The organism is Curtobacterium sp. MCSS17_015 (assembly GCF_003234265.2).
Classification (GTDB): domain Bacteria; phylum Actinomycetota; class Actinomycetes; order Actinomycetales; family Microbacteriaceae; genus Curtobacterium.
In genome coordinates this window covers 224877-240894 of record NZ_CP126256.1, presented here as the reverse complement: position 1 = coordinate 240894, position 16018 = coordinate 224877, and the positions used below count along the sequence as shown (strand labels likewise).

Sequence of the window (16018 nt, the reverse complement as noted above, 5' to 3'; positions counted from 1 at the left end):
TTCCTCCGACTACTGCTCGAGGTGCGTCATGAGGACGACGATCGCGGCTGCGATGCCGCCTCCCGTGACGAGAACGGTGACGGCGAAAGGTAGTGCGCCGGACGGCAGGGAAACGCGATCAGTATCTGCGTCGATGAGCGTGCGGTGAACGGCCTGGTGTCGTCGATGAGCGGCAATCAAGACTGCAACTGCGGCGGCGAGGCCGAGGCCAGCGGGCACGATCGCCCAGGGGCCCAGTACCTCGGGCAGGATCCGCACTGCGACCAGGGCTGCGACGGTGATCGCCAACCCGGTTCTCCGCCACGCGAGGGCGGTGCGTTCCGGCTGCAGCCCAGGGTCGAAGACCTGCCGGCCCGAGTCGGTCACCGGAACACGACACCGAGGAAGATCAGCACCCCGACCACGATCACCGCGATCCCGATCGGCAGCGCGAGCGCTGCGGCCGGCAACGATGTGCCCTGGCGCAGGGCTCGCTCTGACCGGACCCATCCGATCCACGCCTGCAGTGGGGTGAGGATCCCGGTGACGATCAGCAGCAGGGACGCTGCAAACCGGAAACCGGGTTGAATGCTCAGTCCGAGCGCCTCCAACGCGACTCCACCGGCGAGCAGCGCGAGCGCGGTGCGGATCCACGCGAGGAAGGTCCGCTCGTTCGCGAGACTGAACCGGGCATCCGGCTCCGCCCCGTGTCGGTACACCCCGCGTGGGAACCGTCGGTCCTTTACCGGGGACAGATCCTCAATGCTCACGCCATGCCTTCCAGCCGAGCCGCCCCGTCGTTCATCCCGCGGGAGACGGTGCGGAAGCCGGCGTTCCCCATCGATGAGTCCGGCGTGTTCTGTGAACGAGCGGCGTTGCGGTAGCGGTTGCAGTACGAGTCATGGCACAGGTACGAGCCGCCGCGCATCACCCGCGGCGCATCTGGGCGGACGGCACCAGGTCCGGCAGGGTCGGACGCCGTTCCGGATGCAGCGTCGCGGGCGTAGGTGCCGACGTCGAAGGCGTCGGCACACCACTCCCACACGTTTCCGACCGTTTGCCACAGCCCGTAGCCGTTCGGCTCGTACGTCCGTACCGGCGCCGTCGTCAGGAACCCGTCGTCCAGCGTGTTCGAGGTCGGGAACGAGCCCTGGAAGATATTCACCCGCCAGTCCCGCCCGTCGCCGTCAGCGGCGCCGAGGTCGTCGCCCCACGGGTACCGGGCCTGGTCGAGACCGCCGCGCGACGCGGCCTCCCACTGCGCTTCCGTCGGCAGCGCCCGACCTGCCCAGTCGCAATACGCCTGAGCGTCGTTCCACGAGACATGCACCACCGGGTGGTCGCCCAGCCCGTCGATGCAGGAGCGTGGACCGCCCGGGTGACGCCAGTCCGCACCGCGGACTCCGAACCACCACGGCGTCTGGGGCGGCTGTCCCAGGATGTCCGCATCGTCGGCGTCGAGAGCGAGGTGGAACACGGCCGAGTAGCCGAACGTCTCAGCCTCGGTGCGGTACCCGGTGGCGTCGATGAAACGGGCGAAGTCGTCGTTGGTGACACTCGTGGTGTCGACGTCGAACGCGGACACCGTCACCGGATGCACCGGGGTTTCACCATCGCCCCACTTCCCATCGCCCTGCCCGTCACCCATCAGGAACGTCTGCGCAGGTATGGAAGCCCGACGGATCGTGTGACGGATGGTGCTGTCCTGGGTTCCGGCCGTGTCCATCGCGACAAGGGGCAGCCGGGAACCGGTCAGCAATGCCGAGCGGTCGGTAGGTGCGCAGCAGTCGTGTGCGCGGTCCGCTGAGTTCTCGGTCACGGTCTCATTCTCCGTTCTGGTCGACGGCACTAGTACTCAGGCCCATCCCGCGGTGCAAGACCGCAAAGAGCAGCGATCCGACGCATCGGCGTGGGCGTGGGGATACTGGACGCGAACGTCCCGTCCGGGCGGCGCCCATCAGTCGTGACCGTGGTGCTCGTGCAGGGTCCGTGGTTCGACCAGGCGGGGCATGACGGGGTGGCCGAGAGCTTGAATCCCTCGGCCACCGCCGCGTCATGCTCGTTCGTCGACCTCTTCAAGGCTGCGGCCGTCGCCGGTCTCGGGGAGCATCTTTCCGATGAACACCAGCGCGAGGACGCCGACGACGGCGAAGATCGCGAAGCTGAGAGCCCCACTGAACGCGAGGAGCGACGGGAAGGTCTGCCCGACGACGAAGTTGGCGAGCCAGTTCAGCACCAGGACCAGGCCGGCGGCGGTTCCTCGGATCGCGGACGGGAACAGCTCGGAGATGACCACGCGCACGCACACACCCCAGGACAGGGCGAACGCGGACAGGAACACGATCATGCTGACGAGGGTCACCCAGGCGCCGGTCGGCGACGGGTCCGGTTCGACGGTGGTGTAGATCGACAGGGCTCCCATCGCGGCGATCATGCCGATGGTGCCGATGGTGAGGAGTCGCCGACGGGGAATCCGGTCGACCAGCGTCATGCCGAGGAGCGTGAAGAGGACGTTCGCGACACCGACGGAGAGGTTGGCGGTCACGGCTGCGGTCTCGCCGAATCCTGCGTGCACGAGCGTGGTCGGGGCGAAGTAGAGGATCGAATTGGTCCCGACGAACTGCACGAGGACAGCGAGCCCGATCGCAGCCCAGGTCCGAGATCGAACCGCCGGCGCGAACATACGTCGGATCACCTCGCCGGTACTGAGACCCGAGCGAGCGTCTGCGGCGTGCGCACGCTCGAGGTCGGCGACCTCGATGCTCGCCGTGTCCGGGCGCCCGAGGCGGCCGAGCGAGGAACGCGCGTCATCGGATCGTCCGTGAGCGACGAGCCAACGCGGCGTCTCGGGCATCAGGGCGAGCCCGACCACGAGAATGAGTGCCGGTGCGATCGAGAGGCCGAGCATGAGCCGCCAATCGCCGGAGGGCTGGAGGCCGTAGCCGACGAGGTAGGCGACGAGAACACCGGTGACGACGGCGAGCTGGCCGAGCGAGCCGATCTTCCCGCGGTGCCGTGTGGGCGCTACCTCGACGAGGTACACGGACACCACGACGGCGGATGCGCCGACGCCGAGACCCATCACGAGGCGTGCGATGACCAGGACCACGACGCTCGGAGCGAGCGCTGCGACGAGGCCGCCGACGGCGAAGACGATGCCGGTGATGAGGATCACCGGCTTCCGTCCGAGGCGGTCGGCGAGCCGTCCAGCGGTCCCGACGCCGATGGCGGCGCCGAGCAGCAGGGAGCTCACGACGAAGCCCTGCTCCGCCGGGGTGAGGTCGAACTCACCGTGGATGGAGAGCATGGCGACGCCGATGATGCCGGTGTCGTAGCCGAAGAGCAGTTCGGCCAGGGCGCCGAAGGCGTAGATGAGCCAGGGCGTGCGCTGCTTCGTCGCAGACATGGTGGTCACGTGATGGTCCTCAGTTCGTCTCGGTCTGGGTGATGGTGGGATGCGGTGCTGACACGGTGGGGACGGCCGGAAGCGCGTCGACCTCACGGTCACGGTGAGCGGGGAGTTCGACCTCGCCGCGTCGGACCGGGTCGTGTGTGTCGTCCATCCAGCGGTCGAGGGTGGTGGCGAAGGTCCTGAGCACGGGCGCGTACTCGGGCTGCGCCGCCACGTTGGTGAGTTCGTCTGGGTCGACGCGGCGGTCGTAGAGTTCCTCGCGAGGGCGGGGTTCGAGGTGCGCGTCGCCCATCCCTCGCCTGGTGGGGCTGTTCTCGAGGTCGAGCGACAGGGTCAGCTTCGGGCCATCGGTGAAGTTGCGGATGTACGCGAAGTCGCGGGAGCGGACGGCGCGTATCGGGTCGTACGCGTCGTGGTGGCTCTTGACCGTCACGACTGCACGGTCTTCGTCCGGCACGCCGTCAGCGAGTACCGGGATGAGGCTCTGCCCCTCGAGTCCGGCGTCGAGGTCGCCGCCGGCGAGTTCGAGGAGCGTCGGGACGATGTCGAGGTGGCTGACGAGTTGCTCGCGCCGCCCCGGAGCGACGTTCCACGCCGTCGGGGGGCGCACGATGAACGAGACCCCGGTACCGGCGTCGTAGAGCGTGCTCTTCGCGCGGGGGAACGCCGCCCCGTGGTCCGTGGTGAACACGACCAGGGTCGTCGCCGGGTCGAGCACCTCGTCGATGCGGCGGAACAGCGTACCCATGGCGTCGTCGAACTGCGCGATCGAGCCGTGGAACGCGGCGATGTCCTCGCGGGTGTCGGCGTTGTCCGGGAGGTAGTCCGGCACGTCCACCGCCGCGGGATCGGCGGGCGTGTAGTCCTCGGCCGGCCACGGGCGGTGCACCTCCCACACGCCGACCGTCAGGAACAGCGGTTCACGTTCGGCCCGCGGTGCGAGGTCCTCGAGCCACGCCGATGTGGCGTCGACTACCTGGTGCGCTCGGGGCAGGAACCCGACGCCGCCGACCTCGTCGAAACCGAGCACGGACGGGTCGGCGTTCTCATGCTGCAGGCCGATCAGTGTGGACCGGTAACCGAGCGGGCGGAGGCGTTCCGGAGCCGTGAGGACGTTGTGGCGGTACCGCCACTGGTGGTGCGCGAGGCCTTGGACGCCATGTCGATGCGGCGCGAGGCCCGTGAAGAGCGATGCGCGGGCCGGCGAACACAGTGGTGCTGCCGCGTGAGCGTTGTCGAAGACGACACTGCGGTCAGCGAACGCCTGGATCTCGGTGCTCGGCACCGAGGGCATGCCGTAGACGGTGAGCCACCGGCCGAGGTCGTGCCCGTGCACGAGCACGATGTCTGGGCGGGTTCCTTGGACTGCGGCCACGGATGATGTCCTTTCGGCGACGCTGACGATTTGCTGGATCGATCTACTAGATCGATCCAGCAGACCCTACTCTCGTTGGAGGGGGACCGCTACCGCTGCCGTGCGGGTGTCTCGGATCAGGGATCCTGGTCGTCCGCGCATCCGCAGGACGAGCGGACGAGAAGCTGAGGCGTCAGGAGTTCGGTCGTCGGCTCGGCTCCCGCTCGGAGCCCTGTGAGCACGTCGACCGCGTACGCGCCGAGCCGTCCCGGGCCGACGGAGACGCTGGTCAGCGGTGGGTCCATGACGGCGCCGGCCGCGAGTCCATCGAACCCAACCATGGGCACGCTCGCCGGCGCTCGACCAGCCGTGCGGAGCGCTGCCGCGAACCCGAACGCGATCTCGTCGCTGTGACAGATGACCGCGTCGAAGCTGACGCCGCTATCGAGGAGGACCCGGCCAGCGTCCCGCCCCGTTCCGAGAGAGGTCCGCCCGTCGAGGTCTGCGACGAGAGTTCCTCCCGCTGCCGCCAGTTCCTCTCTGACGGCAGCGATCCGCTCCTTGCGGGCGGAACCGTGGCGCGGTCCCCCGAGGTAGACCAAACGTCGATGCCCGTGGTCGATGAGGTGACGCGCTGCGAGGTGACCGCCGACTCGGTCGTCGGGCCCCAGATACGCAATTCCATCCTCCGGACGACGGGTCACTGCGAGGACTGGTAGGCCTCCTGCATCGATCGTCGCAGTACCCGCCTCGGTCTGCACGGGAACGACCACGAGCGCGTCGACGCCCCGTTCAATCATGCTGCGGACCAAAGCCTCCTGCCGGCCGGGTCGGTCGAAGGTGTTCGTGACGAACGCGAGGAGGTCGTCGCGCTCGAGACGTTCCTCGAACCCGACGGTCATCTCGGCGAAGAACGGATTAGTGAGGTCCGTCACGATCAGCCCGAAGGTAGAGGTGTTCTGCATCCTCAGGGATGCCGCACCGCGATGGTAGACGTATCCCAACTCGTGCATGGAGGCGCGAACACGATTGCGGGTCGCCTCGCTGAGCCTTCCCTCGTCTCGGACCACGAGGGAGGCGGCGGCTCTCGAGACCCCCGCGTGGCGAGCGACGTCAGCGAGGGTCACACGGGGCACCGTCGGATCGTAACCGACCCTGGTCCCCCACCGATGCGGCACGGGGCGCACTTTCTTTCATGACCCTTCCGTCGCGCGACTAAAGCACTCGCGACCGGGTGGTCGAGGAGGTCGGCAGATGTCATCACCGCTGTCACCCTGGGCCAGGACGGACAGCGCGGCACCGTGGGTTCTGTTCCTCCGGGTCAGGTGAATGCGCAGCATCTCCCGCAGGAGAAACCGTCGCGCTGCAGCACCGGTGTCGCACCTATCCCGACGTATTCAGTCGGCGATGCTGCGGACGCCGATGAACAATCCGGGCGGCGGTGCTGTGTAGGGCAGCGGGTCGCCTGGCTCCGTGGTTCCGGACGTCTTGGCGAACGGTCCCGCGGAGCTCAGCAGGACGCTCATGTGGTGATCGGCGTGGTCACGCCACCACACGCTCATCCCGGTCGCTCCGTCGCCCCGAAAGTGCTCCCAGGTGCGCCAGAGGGCATCGAGACGCGCGACGGCTTCAGGGTGCATCCACCAGCGGGGGTCCCACCGGAAGTCGCCCTTCGGGCTGACCTCGCGGCGGTAGGTGACGATCAGGAACTCTCGCACGAACTCGTCGGCCGAGCCATAGAACGTCTCCGGCTCCTCGAGCACCTCGTCGGCCTCGTCGACGTCGTCGCCGTGGCCGTGGCCGTCCCACTCCGCGACGGCGCTCATCGGTTGTCCTCCGCCTCGATCGGCTGCACCGTCGAGGCGTTCAGCCACGGGTTGCCCCCCGCCGGCAACGGCGACGCCAGCGGCGACGTCGACCCCGTGCGCTCGGCCCGGGCGGCGTCCTCGTATGCGGTGATCGACGCGCGGACCTTCTCGGCCTCCGGGCCTTCGTACCAGGGTGCCGTCTTCACCATTGAGGACCGCAGACCCGACGCGATCAGGATCGCACGTCCCCGGGGTAGCCCTGCGAGCTCGGATGGGTCGAGGATGCGGCGGCGGGTGTTCTGCACGCTCGTCGACCGGACGCCCTTGTTCATCGAGTACGAGATGGTCTCGTGGTCGTAGTCGCCGATGAGCTCCGACAGCTCCCGTAGCCACTCGGTCTCCTTGACACCGCCGAGGTACACGACGTCGTTGGCGGCGCTGAACAGCTTCCGCATGCCGGCGAGGGTGAACACGTCGACGCCCTGGTACCAGGACTGGAAGATCGACACGATCGGGATCCCGCGCGACCCGTAGTGCGAGTAAAGATCCGGGAGGTCCTTCCACCGGCACACGTTCGCGGCCTCCTCGAGGATGCACAGCAGCGGCGTGGCCATGCGGCCACCGGCCTGCGTCTTCGCCAGGCGCTCGCCTGCCTCGACGACGGCGACGGTCAGCGCGGTCACCAACGGTGCGGCCGTGCCCTCACCCTCCTTGGAGAGCGAGTAGAGGGTGTCGGTGCCGCGCACGAACTCGTCCGGGTTGAACTGCGGGCGGCGGTCGCCGCGCATGTTCCCGCCGACGGGCGTCACCCACCGGCCGATGCGGCTGTTCTGCAGGCAGCCCGCCATCTTCCGAGCCGTGCCGTACACACCGGCACGCTGCCGCTCAGGGGCGCGCGTCTCCGACTCGACGGCGTCCGCCACGAGCGGGTACCCGCCGCTTCGGAGGACCGACACCATCTCGCGGTTGTCGGGGTCGGTCAGCCACGTGAACACGTCGGTGATCGCGCGCCCGTCGAGGGCGGCAGCGAGCAGCATCCCGGCGAGGAGGTTCTTGCCGGCGGGGTCGAAGTACGCGTCGCCCTCGTCGCCGGGCTCGCGGGAGCCGGCGGCGAAGTGCCCGGCCAGCTTCGCGGCCGTGGTGTCGTCGGTGACGTAGGAGAGCGGGTTCCACCACCAGGTGGGCTCCTCGTCGACGACCTGCTGCGGGTCGAACACCCACGTCGTGCCGACCTCGTCGCGCAGCTTGCGGGTCGTCTCGACGGTGTCGGGCTTGTTCGACGTCGTCAACAGGGCGCCGGGAGCGGCGAGGATCGCCGGGACGACCAGCGCGGTCGTTCTCCCGACGCGGGGGCCGGCGATGCCGATCGTGACGTCCTCCCACGATGCGTAGAGCATCGTCCCGGAGCGCAGGTCCCTGGCGAGCGGGACGCGACATTCACCGAGAGCGCCGTCGAAACCGATGTCCACTCGACGGTGCCCTTCTTGATCGGTCAGAGCGTCGGGACGACCACCGCGCGGCCGGACAGTTCGCCGGCCTCGAGCTTGCGGTACGCCTCGAGCGCGTCGGCGAGGGCGTACCGCTCGACGTCCGGCTCGATCTGCCCCGCGCGGTACATCGCGACGACGTCGTGCAGGTCCTCGATGGTGCCCCAGTAGGTGTTCGTGATCGTCGACTCGTACGGCGTCGAGAAGAAGTCCCACTCGGTGGTGCCGCCGGCGATGCCGACCACGGTGAAGCGACCACCGACGGCCATCGACGCCTGAGCGGTCCGGATGGTCGGGGTCGCGCCGACGAAGTCGAACGCCGCGTCGACGCCCTTGCCGCCGGTGATCTCACGGATCCGCGCGACCTGGTCGGGACCGCCGGGGACGGTGATCGCGCCGCGCTCGGCAGCGCGCGCCATGGCGTCCTCCTTCATGTCCGTCGCGATGACGGTCGCGCCGGTCAGCGCGGTGAGGATCTGGACGGCGATCTGCCCGAGGCCGCCCAGACCCACGACCAGCGCGTACTTCCCGCCGCCGGCCAGGTTCGGCAGGGAGTTCTTGACGGCGTGGTACGGCGTGAGGGCCGCGTCGCTCAGGGGTGCGGCCGCGACGGGGTCGGCGTCCCCGAGCGGCACGAGGTTGCGGGCGGGGACGGTCACGTACTCCGCCATTCCGCCGTCGCGCCCCAGGCCGATGGCCATGTACGGGTTCGTGGCGGCGTTCTCGCAGTACGTGTCCTGCCCCTTCGAGCAGTACCGGCAGTGGCCGCAGCCGACCGGGCCGTAGACCAGGTACGCGTCGCCCTCCGTGAAGCCGGTGACGCCGTCCCCGACGGACTCGACCCAGCCGGAGTTCTCGTGTCCGAGGACGAACCCGGGCCGCTGTGCGCCGGGCTGCCCCTCCTGGAACTCGCGGTACACGGCGACGTCGGAGTGGCAGGCTCCGGCACCGGCGACCTTGAGGAGCACCTCGCCGGGCCCGGGCGCGGGCTTCTCGACCTCCGTGAGGGAGGGGAACGTCTGGTACTGCTCGAACACGACTGCACGCATGCCGTAAAGCTACACCTGTCGTCCATCTCGGCGGAGCGGCACCGGGGCCGTGGGACGAGCAGCGGTGACATTCTGCGTCCCGCCTGTGCAACGGTTGCGAGAACGAGCGTTCTCCGGTTGACTCGGCATCGAGGGTCACATCCGGCCCGCACCCCGAACGAAAGGAGCGGCCATGCCCACGCGCACCGCACGCACCGCCTGGAACGGCGGCCTCAACGACGGTTCCGGCCAGGTCGAACTCTCCAGCTCGAAGGTCGGCACGTACGACGTGTCCTTCCCGAAGCGCGCCGCCGACGAGGCCGGTGGCACCACCAGCCCCGAGGAGCTCATCGCCGCAGCGCACTCGTCCTGCTACGCCATGCAGTTCTCCGCGATCCTCGGCGAGGCCGGCGGCACGGTCGAGTCCCTCGACGTCAAGGCCGACGTCTCGCTCGGCCCGGACTCGGCCGGCGGCTTCAAGCTCACCGGCATCGTCCTCACCGTCTCCGGCGAGGTCTCCGGCATCGACGAGGCGGCCTTCCTGAAGGCCGCCGACGAGGCCAAGGCGACCTGCCCGGTCAGCAAGGCCCTCACCGGTGTCGACATCGAGCTGCACGCCACGTTCGAGCAGTAAGCACCGAGCACGCTCCTGATGCAAGGCCCACCCACCGGTCCGGTGGGTGGGCCTTGCGTCCGTCTCCCCGGTGACGGGATGCACAATGGTGCGATGGCCGAACCGCTCCTCCCCGGCCCGCGGCCGGGCCGTCCACCCCGACCGCACTCCAGGGCCCGGAGCGTCGCCCAGCACGACATGCGCGACGTCCGCGCCCGACTGCGCGGCACGATCTACGAACACGTCGAGCCGGACACCCGGTCGCTGCGGGAGCAGTACTCCGCCCGGCAGATCGTCGACTTCTGTCTCGACCTGGCCGAGGTGATGCTCGCCTCCGGGGCCGACACCCGGAGCGTCGAGACCGCCGTCATCGCGGTCGCCACGAAGTGGAACCTCGCACCGCTCGACCTCGACTTCTCCGGCAGCGCCGTGACGATCCAGTACTCCCCCACCGACGGCCCACCGCTCGTCAAGGTCCGCAGCACCCGCTCGGACGGCTCCGACCTCGCCCGCCTGGCGTGGGCGAACCAGATCGTCGACGACGTCATCCACGACGACCGGGACATGACCAGCGCCGTGAACGCGCTCGTGGCGGTGCTCCGGATGCCGCCGCGGTGGCCGATGTGGCTCGCCGACGTGGGGTTGTCGGTCCTCGGCACCTCGATCGCCATGCAGGCGGGCGGTGGCTGGCGGGCCGGCCTCGGGGCGTTCGTCCTCATGCTCGGCATCATCGTGTCCGGGCGGTGGCTGACCGGGCGGGGCTACCCGCAGTTCTTCGTGTCCGGCGCGCAGGGCGCCGTGGCGTCGGTGATCGGCACCCTGGCGATCGGGGCCGGCGTGCTCACCCCGACCGGGGCGGCGACGATGGTGGCCGCGCTCGTGGTGCTCCTGCTCCCGCACGTGCAACTCGTCACGTGGGCGCAGGACGCGATCTCGGGGTTCCGCGCGATGGCCGTGGCTCGGGCCTTCACCATCGGCATGCTCATCGCGGCGATCGTCGTGGGGGTGCCGGCCGGCATCGCGCTGACCCACTGGCTCCGGCTCGAGGTCGACCCGTCGGGCATCGTCACCCAGGCCCTGCCGCTCTGGGCCTCGCTGTCCCTGACCGTGGTGTCCGCCGGGGCGAACTGCTTCGTGCAGCAGGCGAGCGCGCGGGTGATCCCGGTCGCCGTGGTGCTCTCGGTCGCGGCGGGGGCGGCGCTCTGGCAGCTCAAGGCGTTCGGGCTGCCGTTGCTCGGGGCGACCTTCGTCGCGTCGGTACTGCTCGGCGTGCTCTCGACCTACGCGGCCGTGCGGATGCGGACCGCCGTGGCGGCCATCGCGGTGCCGGCGTTCTGTGGCGCACTGCTCCCCGGCGTCGCGGTGTCGAACGCACTGCTCAACGTGATGAGCGGGTCGTCGAGCTCGGTGCTCGACTTCGGGTCGGCCGTCACGGTCGCGCTCGCTATCGGCGCCGGACTCGTCCTCGGCGGGCTGTTCGCGACGCCGGGTGCCCGCCGAGCGCTCCGTCGCGGGCGTCGGGTCGAGGTGCACTCGGTCCACAGCGACACCACCGCGATGCCGGTCATCCGCGACTCGGGCTACGACCCCGGGAACGGGTCCGTCCCGCGCTGGTGACGCGCCCGCGGTGCCGCCGGAGACCGCGTCACGCAGCCGAACCTCGCCCCGGCGGACATCGTCCGGGCTCCTGGCCACGGGACCTGTCCGCCAGCGCGAGGCTCGGCGCGGGCATGGCCGCTAGCTCGCGTCCGAGACCGCGCTGGAGACGGCGGTCGGGGCGTCGTACTCGCCGTCCGGGATGGCACGGAGCGCCTCGAGCACGTCGTCGGGAGCGTTCTCCTTCTCGGCGGTCGACACGACGTCGTCCTTCGAGGCCGGGTAGTCGATGCCGCTCAGGTACTTCTGGATCTGGATGGGGTTCGGTGCTGCCACGATCGGTTCCTTCCGTTGGGCCTCCCGGCCTACCCGGGCGCACCTCGGCACCGACCCAGCGGGTGCGGCCAGCGGCCAGCGCCCGCTCGCGTCACGCGACGGACGTCAGGCCGACCAGTTGTCGTCGTCCGACCAGGACACGTCGGACCAGGTCGACAGCCGGCGCTGCGCGTGTGCCTCGTACCGTTCCATCCAGCCGCGCTCGAGCCGCGCCACCGCACGGTCGAAGGCCGCCACGAGGTCGAGTTCGCTGCGCAGGAGCGCCTGCAGCTGCAGCCCCTCGTACAGGGCGATGAGCTGCTCCGCCCCACGGCGCGGGTCCATCGTGTGCGGTGCACGCCCGACGGCGATGTCGTGCTCGAGGCCGCGCTTCACCTGCGCGAAGAAGAGCTGGTAGCGCGAGCGGAGGTACGTCGACATCGGGTGCTCCGGGTTGCCCGCGACACTGAGGAGCGCGACGAGCAGGCGCATGAGCGCCGGGTCCTCGGCGTTCGAGGCGACGATCGCGCGGAGGAGGTCGACCGTGCTGCCGTCGCCGACCTCGCGGGTGACCTCGTCCATCCGGGCGCCGTTCCAACGGTCCACCGCGGCCAGGACGAGTCCGTCCCACGAGGGGAAGTGCTGCTGCAGCTCGTACGTGCTGATGTCGAGGCGCTCGGCCACGTGCTCGGGACGGGCCTCGTGGAACGGAACGTCGCGGAGCAGGTCGACCGTCGCCCCCACGATCCTGATCCGCAGGTGCAGGGTCGCCGCAGCCGCAGCGGCAGCCATCGTGTCGGCGCTGGTGTCCTCGAGCATCGTGCCCTCCGTGTCCGGGACGCGCACGGTCAGGTCGTGGCCGGAGCGTCCGGGGGTGCGGACGTCCTGTCCGCACGTCGATCCTCCCGTAGATCCGGACCGGCGAGCATCCCCGGTACGGGGGTCGGCAGGATGGGGGACAACGGAGTACGCGACCGAGGCACTCCGGGCGCGTGCGTGTCCCGGCCGGATGTGTGACGATGCCGCCATGTCCCCGAACGACTCCACCGCCCACGGGCTCGCGACGATGGCCTCCGCCGGCTTCGAGTTCGGCAGCACGCCCGAGCAGGTCGCGCACGATGTCCGCACGATGTGGGAGTTCCTCGGCCGGCCGGACGGCGCGTTCGAGGCCGCCGCCGCCGCGATCGCCGTCCTGCCGCAACGACCCGAGGTCCCGGTCGCGCTGCAGGCCCGGCGCCGCGAGTTCGAGCAGGCCGTCGGCATCAACCCGGTCGAGGTCGAGTTGGCGGCCGCCCTCGCGGCCCGGGAGCTCCTCGAGACGATGGCGCGGACCTGCGGGACGCGCTGACCGCGTGACGGGAGGCCCGTGGCTGGCGAGCCACGGGCCTCCCGTCCGTCACGGCGTGACCGCCGGAGCGCTGACTACGGCGTCGGCATGCCGCCGTCGACGTGCAGCGTCTCGCCCACCACGTAGGAGGACTCGCCGCTGGCGAGGAACACGTACGCCGGCGCGAGCTCGGCGGGCTGGCCCCAGCGACCGAGGTAGGTCTGCTCGCCGGCGGAGGGCAGCGCCTCCGGCGGCTGGCCGCCGGCCGGCTGCAGCGGGGTCCAGATGGGGCCCGGGGCGACGGCGTTGACGCGGATGCCCTTCGGGGCGAGCTGCGCGGCGAGCCCCTTCGCCATGTTGTTCACGGTCGCCTTCGTGGCCGCGTAGTGCACGAGGTGCGGCGACGGCGCGTAGGCCTGGATCGACGTGGTGTTGATGATCGTGGAGCCCGGCTTCAGGTGCGGGACGGCCGCCTTCGTGATGCGGAAGGTGCCGTAGACGTTCGTCTTGAACGTCTCGTCGAACTCGTCGTCGGAGATCTTCGTGATGTCGTCGACGTTCTGCTGCTTGCCGGCGTTGTTGACGAGGATGTCGAGGCCGCCGAGCTCCTGCACGGCCGTTTCGACGAGCTGCTCACAGAACGACAGGTCGGTGATGTCCCCGGGGATCGCGACGGCCTTGCGACCGGCCGCCTCGATGAGCCCGACGATGCGGTCGGCGTCCTCCTGCTCCTCCGGCAGGTAGACGATCGCGACGTCGGCACCCTCGCGGGCGTAGGCGATGGCGACGGCCGCGCCGATACCCGAGTCGCCACCGGTGACGAGTGCCTTGCGGCCCTCGAGTCGTCCCGAGCCGCGGTAGGTGTCCTCACCGTGGTCGGCAGGCGTGTTCTCCGCCATCTCGGCGTCGGTGCCGGCACCCTCGAGGTACTGCTCGTCCGGCTTCTTGTCGGCGTAGAGCTTCGTCGGGTCCTGCATGGTGTACTGGTCGATCCGCTGGTCCGTCATGCGCCAGACGGTACGCAGCCGGGCACCCGCTCCCGTTCAGGCGGATGTCCCCCGCCGCGCACTCCGGATGGACCCCGACGGAGCCGGCCGGGGTCTCCGCCGATCAGACGGGTCGGTACACCGAGATCGGCGGGGCGTCGTCGCCCTGGTCCTCCGCGTCGCCGGTGCGCGTCCAGGTCCGGCCGTCGTGCTCGAGGGAGTCGGGCAGGTCCCCGTGCACGATCATCCGGACGGGCGGCGCATCGCCGTCGATGAGGTCGACGCCGTGCGCCGCGTTGTCCCCCGTGCTGTCCACCACGTACTCCGCCATGCCGACGACGCTACGCGGAGCCGGGCGCGTGCGGTCGGGGGACTCCCGGGCTCGGTGCGTCGCGCCTCCCGTCCCGGCGTTCCGGCGCGGGTGACGTGTCCCCACCGGAAGATCACGGTCCGGTGACGGTGCGGCCCCGTTTCGGTAACACCCGTCGTGCATCGGGGCACGGGCAGCTAGCGTCGAGCGAGTGACCCCCAGGACCGTGATGGCGATCGGCGCCGTGGTGCTCGCCCTCGTGGCGGGTGGCGCGTCGGTCGACCGCCTGCCCGGTCACGACGAGGACCGAGCGGCAGCGGCCGAGCCCACCTCGACGCCGACCCCGGTCCCGAGCTGGCGCCCCGTCTCCGCGGCAGCGCTGCGCACCGTCGACGCCGTCGAGCTGGGTGCCGAGTCCATCGTCCTGCGCTCCGACGACCGCACCGTGTCGGTCGTGTCGATGCGCGACGCCAAGCACACCGTCGGGGTCCTCAACCGCCTGCTCGGGACACCCGCGCGCACGCAGACCGCGGTCGGCGATGCCGGCCGGTGTGTCCCCGCGAGCACGACCTCGACCTGGGGCGGCGCACTCCGCGTGGCAGCGCTTCGCGAACCCGCGGCCGCCGGCAACCGGGTCGAGATCCGGGTCCTGCGCGACCACGTCCGGTCACGCCTCGGGTCGCCCGTCGAGCTGTCCGGCCCGGACGGGGTGCAGGTCGGCGACGACGTCCGCTCCCGCATCGAGCACGCCCCGGCGGACGAGCGTGAGTCACTCGGGTCCGAGGACGCCGAGGCGTGGCAGCTGCTGCTCGCGCCCGGATGGCCGTCCGACCACGACGATGACGGCGACAACGGCGTGTCCGTCCTGACGCAGGAGTCCACCGTGACCGTCATCGGGTCGCCGATGCCGGTCCACGCGACACGGACCTGCTGAGCGGACCTGCCGAGGGCCGACCCGATCCCGTCCGTCCGGGCCGGGGCGGACCGGTGGGGCTCAGACCGGTGGGGCTCAGACCCGGATCGTCGCCACCACCGGGAAGTGGTCGCTCGCGAACCAGGTCTCGGGCCCGTCGTGGTCGATCACCACGCGGTCGACGCCGGCGACCCCGCGGGTGAGCACCCAGTCGATGCGCTCTCCGCTCGCCACCGGCGGCTGCCACTCGTTGTACGACGCCGTCCGGTCGTCGGGGTCCCCGGCCACGGCCCACGCGTCCGTGTAACCGGCGTCGGTGAAGACCTGCGCGGCAGCACCCGCCCCGAACGGCTCGTTGCAGTCCCCCGCGAAGAGCACCGGCCCGTCGACGACCGACAGCCGCTGCACGATGAGCGCCGCACTGCGCCCGCGGACCTCGTCGCCGTGCGGGCCCCGCTCGTGGTCCATGTGGGTGGTCAGCAGCGTGAAGGTCGGACCCTCCGCGTCGAGGAACTGCACGTGGTTCGCGATGCGGGGGTACAGGCTGCCCCACGTGTTCGAGACCGGCTCGTCGGGGGTGTCCGAGAGCCAGAACGAGCCGGAGTCGGCGGGACGGAAGCGGTCGCGGCGGTAGAAGACGGCGGGGTGCTCGCCCGCGGTGCCGCCCTCGCGCCCCTGGCCGATGTCGGCGTGGTCGGGCAACCCGGCCCGGAGGTCGTCCATCTGGTGGTCGAAGGCCTCCTGCACGCACACCAGGTCGGGGTCGTGCCGAAGGATGAGGTCGAGCACGACGGGCCGACGGGCGGGCCAGTCGTGCGCCGGGTCCGGGTTCTTGATGTTGTAGGTCATGAGGGTGATCGGGCGCGCGGTGCTGGTCACCCCTCGAACCT

General features: G+C 70.5%; 18 protein-coding genes. 4 read left to right on the top strand and 14 right to left on the bottom strand.

The genetic code is table 11. The features are described 5' to 3' along the window. Positions 1-9: 9 nt before the first annotated feature. From DEJ18_RS01125 to DEJ18_RS01085, 9 genes are all read right to left on the bottom strand, one after another. Complete coding sequence (locus tag DEJ18_RS01125) at positions 10-366, bottom strand: DUF202 domain-containing protein (RefSeq protein WP_111211388.1); 357 nt, start codon at positions 364-366, stop codon at positions 10-12. After that, positions 363-749, bottom strand: coding sequence for a YidH family protein (locus DEJ18_RS01120; RefSeq protein ID WP_258377005.1), 387 nt, complete (start codon positions 747-749; stop codon positions 363-365). The genes DEJ18_RS01125 and DEJ18_RS01120 overlap by 4 nt, the downstream gene beginning before the upstream one ends. Beyond that, positions 746-1705 (bottom strand): formylglycine-generating enzyme family protein, encoded by a 960-nt coding sequence (locus DEJ18_RS01115; protein ID WP_111211387.1) that lies wholly within the window; start codon positions 1703-1705, stop codon positions 746-748. The genes DEJ18_RS01120 and DEJ18_RS01115 overlap by 4 nt, the downstream gene beginning before the upstream one ends. Before the next feature lie 327 nt (positions 1706-2032). Next, a complete protein-coding gene (locus tag DEJ18_RS01110; protein WP_258377012.1) occupies positions 2033-3385 on the bottom strand; it encodes a sugar porter family MFS transporter in 1353 nt (450 codons plus the stop codon). Between the two features lie 19 nt (positions 3386-3404). Continuing rightward, entirely contained in the window at positions 3405-4766 is a 1362-nt protein-coding gene (locus tag DEJ18_RS01105; protein WP_146241627.1) for a sulfatase family protein, read from the bottom strand. A 116-nt stretch (positions 4767-4882) separates the two neighbouring features. Further along, on the bottom strand, positions 4883-5872 hold the full coding sequence (locus DEJ18_RS01100) for a LacI family DNA-binding transcriptional regulator (RefSeq protein WP_181434268.1): 990 nt from the start codon (positions 5870-5872) through the stop codon (positions 4883-4885). 270 nt (positions 5873-6142) lie between these two features. Further along, a complete protein-coding gene (locus DEJ18_RS01095) occupies positions 6143-6571 on the bottom strand; it encodes a DUF4913 domain-containing protein (RefSeq protein WP_111211383.1) in 429 nt (142 codons plus the stop codon). Next, positions 6568-8022 (bottom strand): type IV secretory system conjugative DNA transfer family protein, encoded by a 1455-nt coding sequence (locus DEJ18_RS01090; protein WP_258377004.1) that lies wholly within the window; start codon positions 8020-8022, stop codon positions 6568-6570. Before DEJ18_RS01090 ends, DEJ18_RS01095 begins: the two co-directional genes overlap by 4 nt. Positions 8023-8045: 23 nt before the next feature. Further along, positions 8046-9089, bottom strand: a complete 1044-nt coding sequence (locus DEJ18_RS01085) for an NAD(P)-dependent alcohol dehydrogenase (protein WP_111211382.1) — start codon at positions 9087-9089, stop codon at positions 8046-8048. Between the two features lie 172 nt (positions 9090-9261). Between DEJ18_RS01085 and DEJ18_RS01080 the strand changes: the two genes are divergently transcribed. After that, positions 9262-9702, top strand: a complete 441-nt coding sequence (locus DEJ18_RS01080) for an OsmC family peroxiredoxin (RefSeq protein ID WP_110825588.1) — start codon at positions 9262-9264, stop codon at positions 9700-9702. 93 nt (positions 9703-9795) lie between these two features. Continuing rightward, positions 9796-11298, top strand: a complete 1503-nt coding sequence (locus DEJ18_RS01075) for a threonine/serine exporter family protein (RefSeq protein ID WP_111211381.1) — start codon at positions 9796-9798, stop codon at positions 11296-11298. A 120-nt stretch (positions 11299-11418) separates the two neighbouring features. Here DEJ18_RS01075 and DEJ18_RS01070 read toward each other — a convergent pair whose 3' ends face one another. Together DEJ18_RS01070 and DEJ18_RS01065 are read right to left on the bottom strand one after the other, a co-directional pair. Further along, complete coding sequence (locus DEJ18_RS01070; protein ID WP_110903840.1) at positions 11419-11613, bottom strand: DUF2795 domain-containing protein; 195 nt, start codon at positions 11611-11613, stop codon at positions 11419-11421. Between the two features lie 105 nt (positions 11614-11718). After that, positions 11719-12411, bottom strand: coding sequence for a TetR/AcrR family transcriptional regulator (locus DEJ18_RS01065; protein WP_146241626.1), 693 nt, complete (start codon positions 12409-12411; stop codon positions 11719-11721). Positions 12412-12619: 208 nt separating this feature from the next. On the opposite strand from DEJ18_RS01065, the gene DEJ18_RS01060 reads away from it, so the two are divergent. Further along, a complete protein-coding gene (locus DEJ18_RS01060) occupies positions 12620-12940 on the top strand; it encodes a hypothetical protein (protein WP_111082255.1) in 321 nt (106 codons plus the stop codon). 74 nt (positions 12941-13014) lie between these two features. Here the strand turns inward: DEJ18_RS01060 and DEJ18_RS01055 are convergent, their stop codons facing one another. Together DEJ18_RS01055 and DEJ18_RS01050 are read right to left on the bottom strand one after the other, a co-directional pair. Then, positions 13015-13926: an SDR family oxidoreductase gene (locus DEJ18_RS01055; RefSeq protein ID WP_111211380.1), complete on the bottom strand. Its 912-nt coding sequence runs from the start codon at positions 13924-13926 to the stop codon at positions 13015-13017. Between the two features lie 103 nt (positions 13927-14029). After that, positions 14030-14236, bottom strand: coding sequence for a hypothetical protein (locus tag DEJ18_RS01050; protein WP_111082253.1), 207 nt, complete (start codon positions 14234-14236; stop codon positions 14030-14032). A gap of 190 nt (positions 14237-14426) precedes the next feature. Between DEJ18_RS01050 and DEJ18_RS01045 the strand changes: the two genes are divergently transcribed. Next, the gene (locus tag DEJ18_RS01045) at positions 14427-15149 is read left to right on the top strand and encodes a hypothetical protein (RefSeq protein WP_146241625.1); all 723 of its coding nucleotides are present in this window, start codon (positions 14427-14429) and stop codon (positions 15147-15149) included. A gap of 75 nt (positions 15150-15224) precedes the next feature. On the opposite strand, the gene DEJ18_RS01040 is transcribed toward DEJ18_RS01045, so the two are convergent. Then, entirely contained in the window at positions 15225-16007 is a 783-nt protein-coding gene (locus DEJ18_RS01040; RefSeq protein ID WP_111211378.1) for an endonuclease/exonuclease/phosphatase family protein, read from the bottom strand. Between the last annotated feature and the right edge of the window lie 11 nt (positions 16008-16018).

What these genes read in the sequence shown, in the direction of transcription:
- DEJ18_RS01115 (WP_111211387.1), bottom strand. Translation starts at nt 1,705, where the DNA reads ATGGACACGGCCGGAACCCAGGACAGCACCATCCGTCACACGATCCGT.
- DEJ18_RS01110 (WP_258377012.1), bottom strand. Translation starts at nt 3,385, where the DNA reads ATGTCTGCGACGAAGCAGCGCACGCCCTGGCTCATCTACGCCTTCGGC.
- DEJ18_RS01095 (WP_111211383.1), bottom strand. Translation starts at nt 6,571, where the DNA reads ATGAGCGCCGTCGCGGAGTGGGACGGCCACGGCCACGGCGACGACGTC.
- DEJ18_RS01085 (WP_111211382.1), bottom strand. Translation starts at nt 9,089, where the DNA reads ATGCGTGCAGTCGTGTTCGAGCAGTACCAGACGTTCCCCTCCCTCACG.
- DEJ18_RS01080 (WP_110825588.1), top strand. Translation starts at nt 9,262, where the DNA reads ATGCCCACGCGCACCGCACGCACCGCCTGGAACGGCGGCCTCAACGAC.
- DEJ18_RS01075 (WP_111211381.1), top strand. Translation starts at nt 9,796, where the DNA reads ATGGCCGAACCGCTCCTCCCCGGCCCGCGGCCGGGCCGTCCACCCCGA.
- DEJ18_RS01065 (WP_146241626.1), bottom strand. Translation starts at nt 12,411, where the DNA reads ATGCTCGAGGACACCAGCGCCGACACGATGGCTGCCGCTGCGGCTGCG.
- DEJ18_RS01060 (WP_111082255.1), top strand. Translation starts at nt 12,620, where the DNA reads ATGTCCCCGAACGACTCCACCGCCCACGGGCTCGCGACGATGGCCTCC.
- DEJ18_RS01055 (WP_111211380.1), bottom strand. Translation starts at nt 13,926, where the DNA reads ATGACGGACCAGCGGATCGACCAGTACACCATGCAGGACCCGACGAAG.
- DEJ18_RS01050 (WP_111082253.1), bottom strand. Translation starts at nt 14,236, where the DNA reads ATGGCGGAGTACGTGGTGGACAGCACGGGGGACAACGCGGCGCACGGC.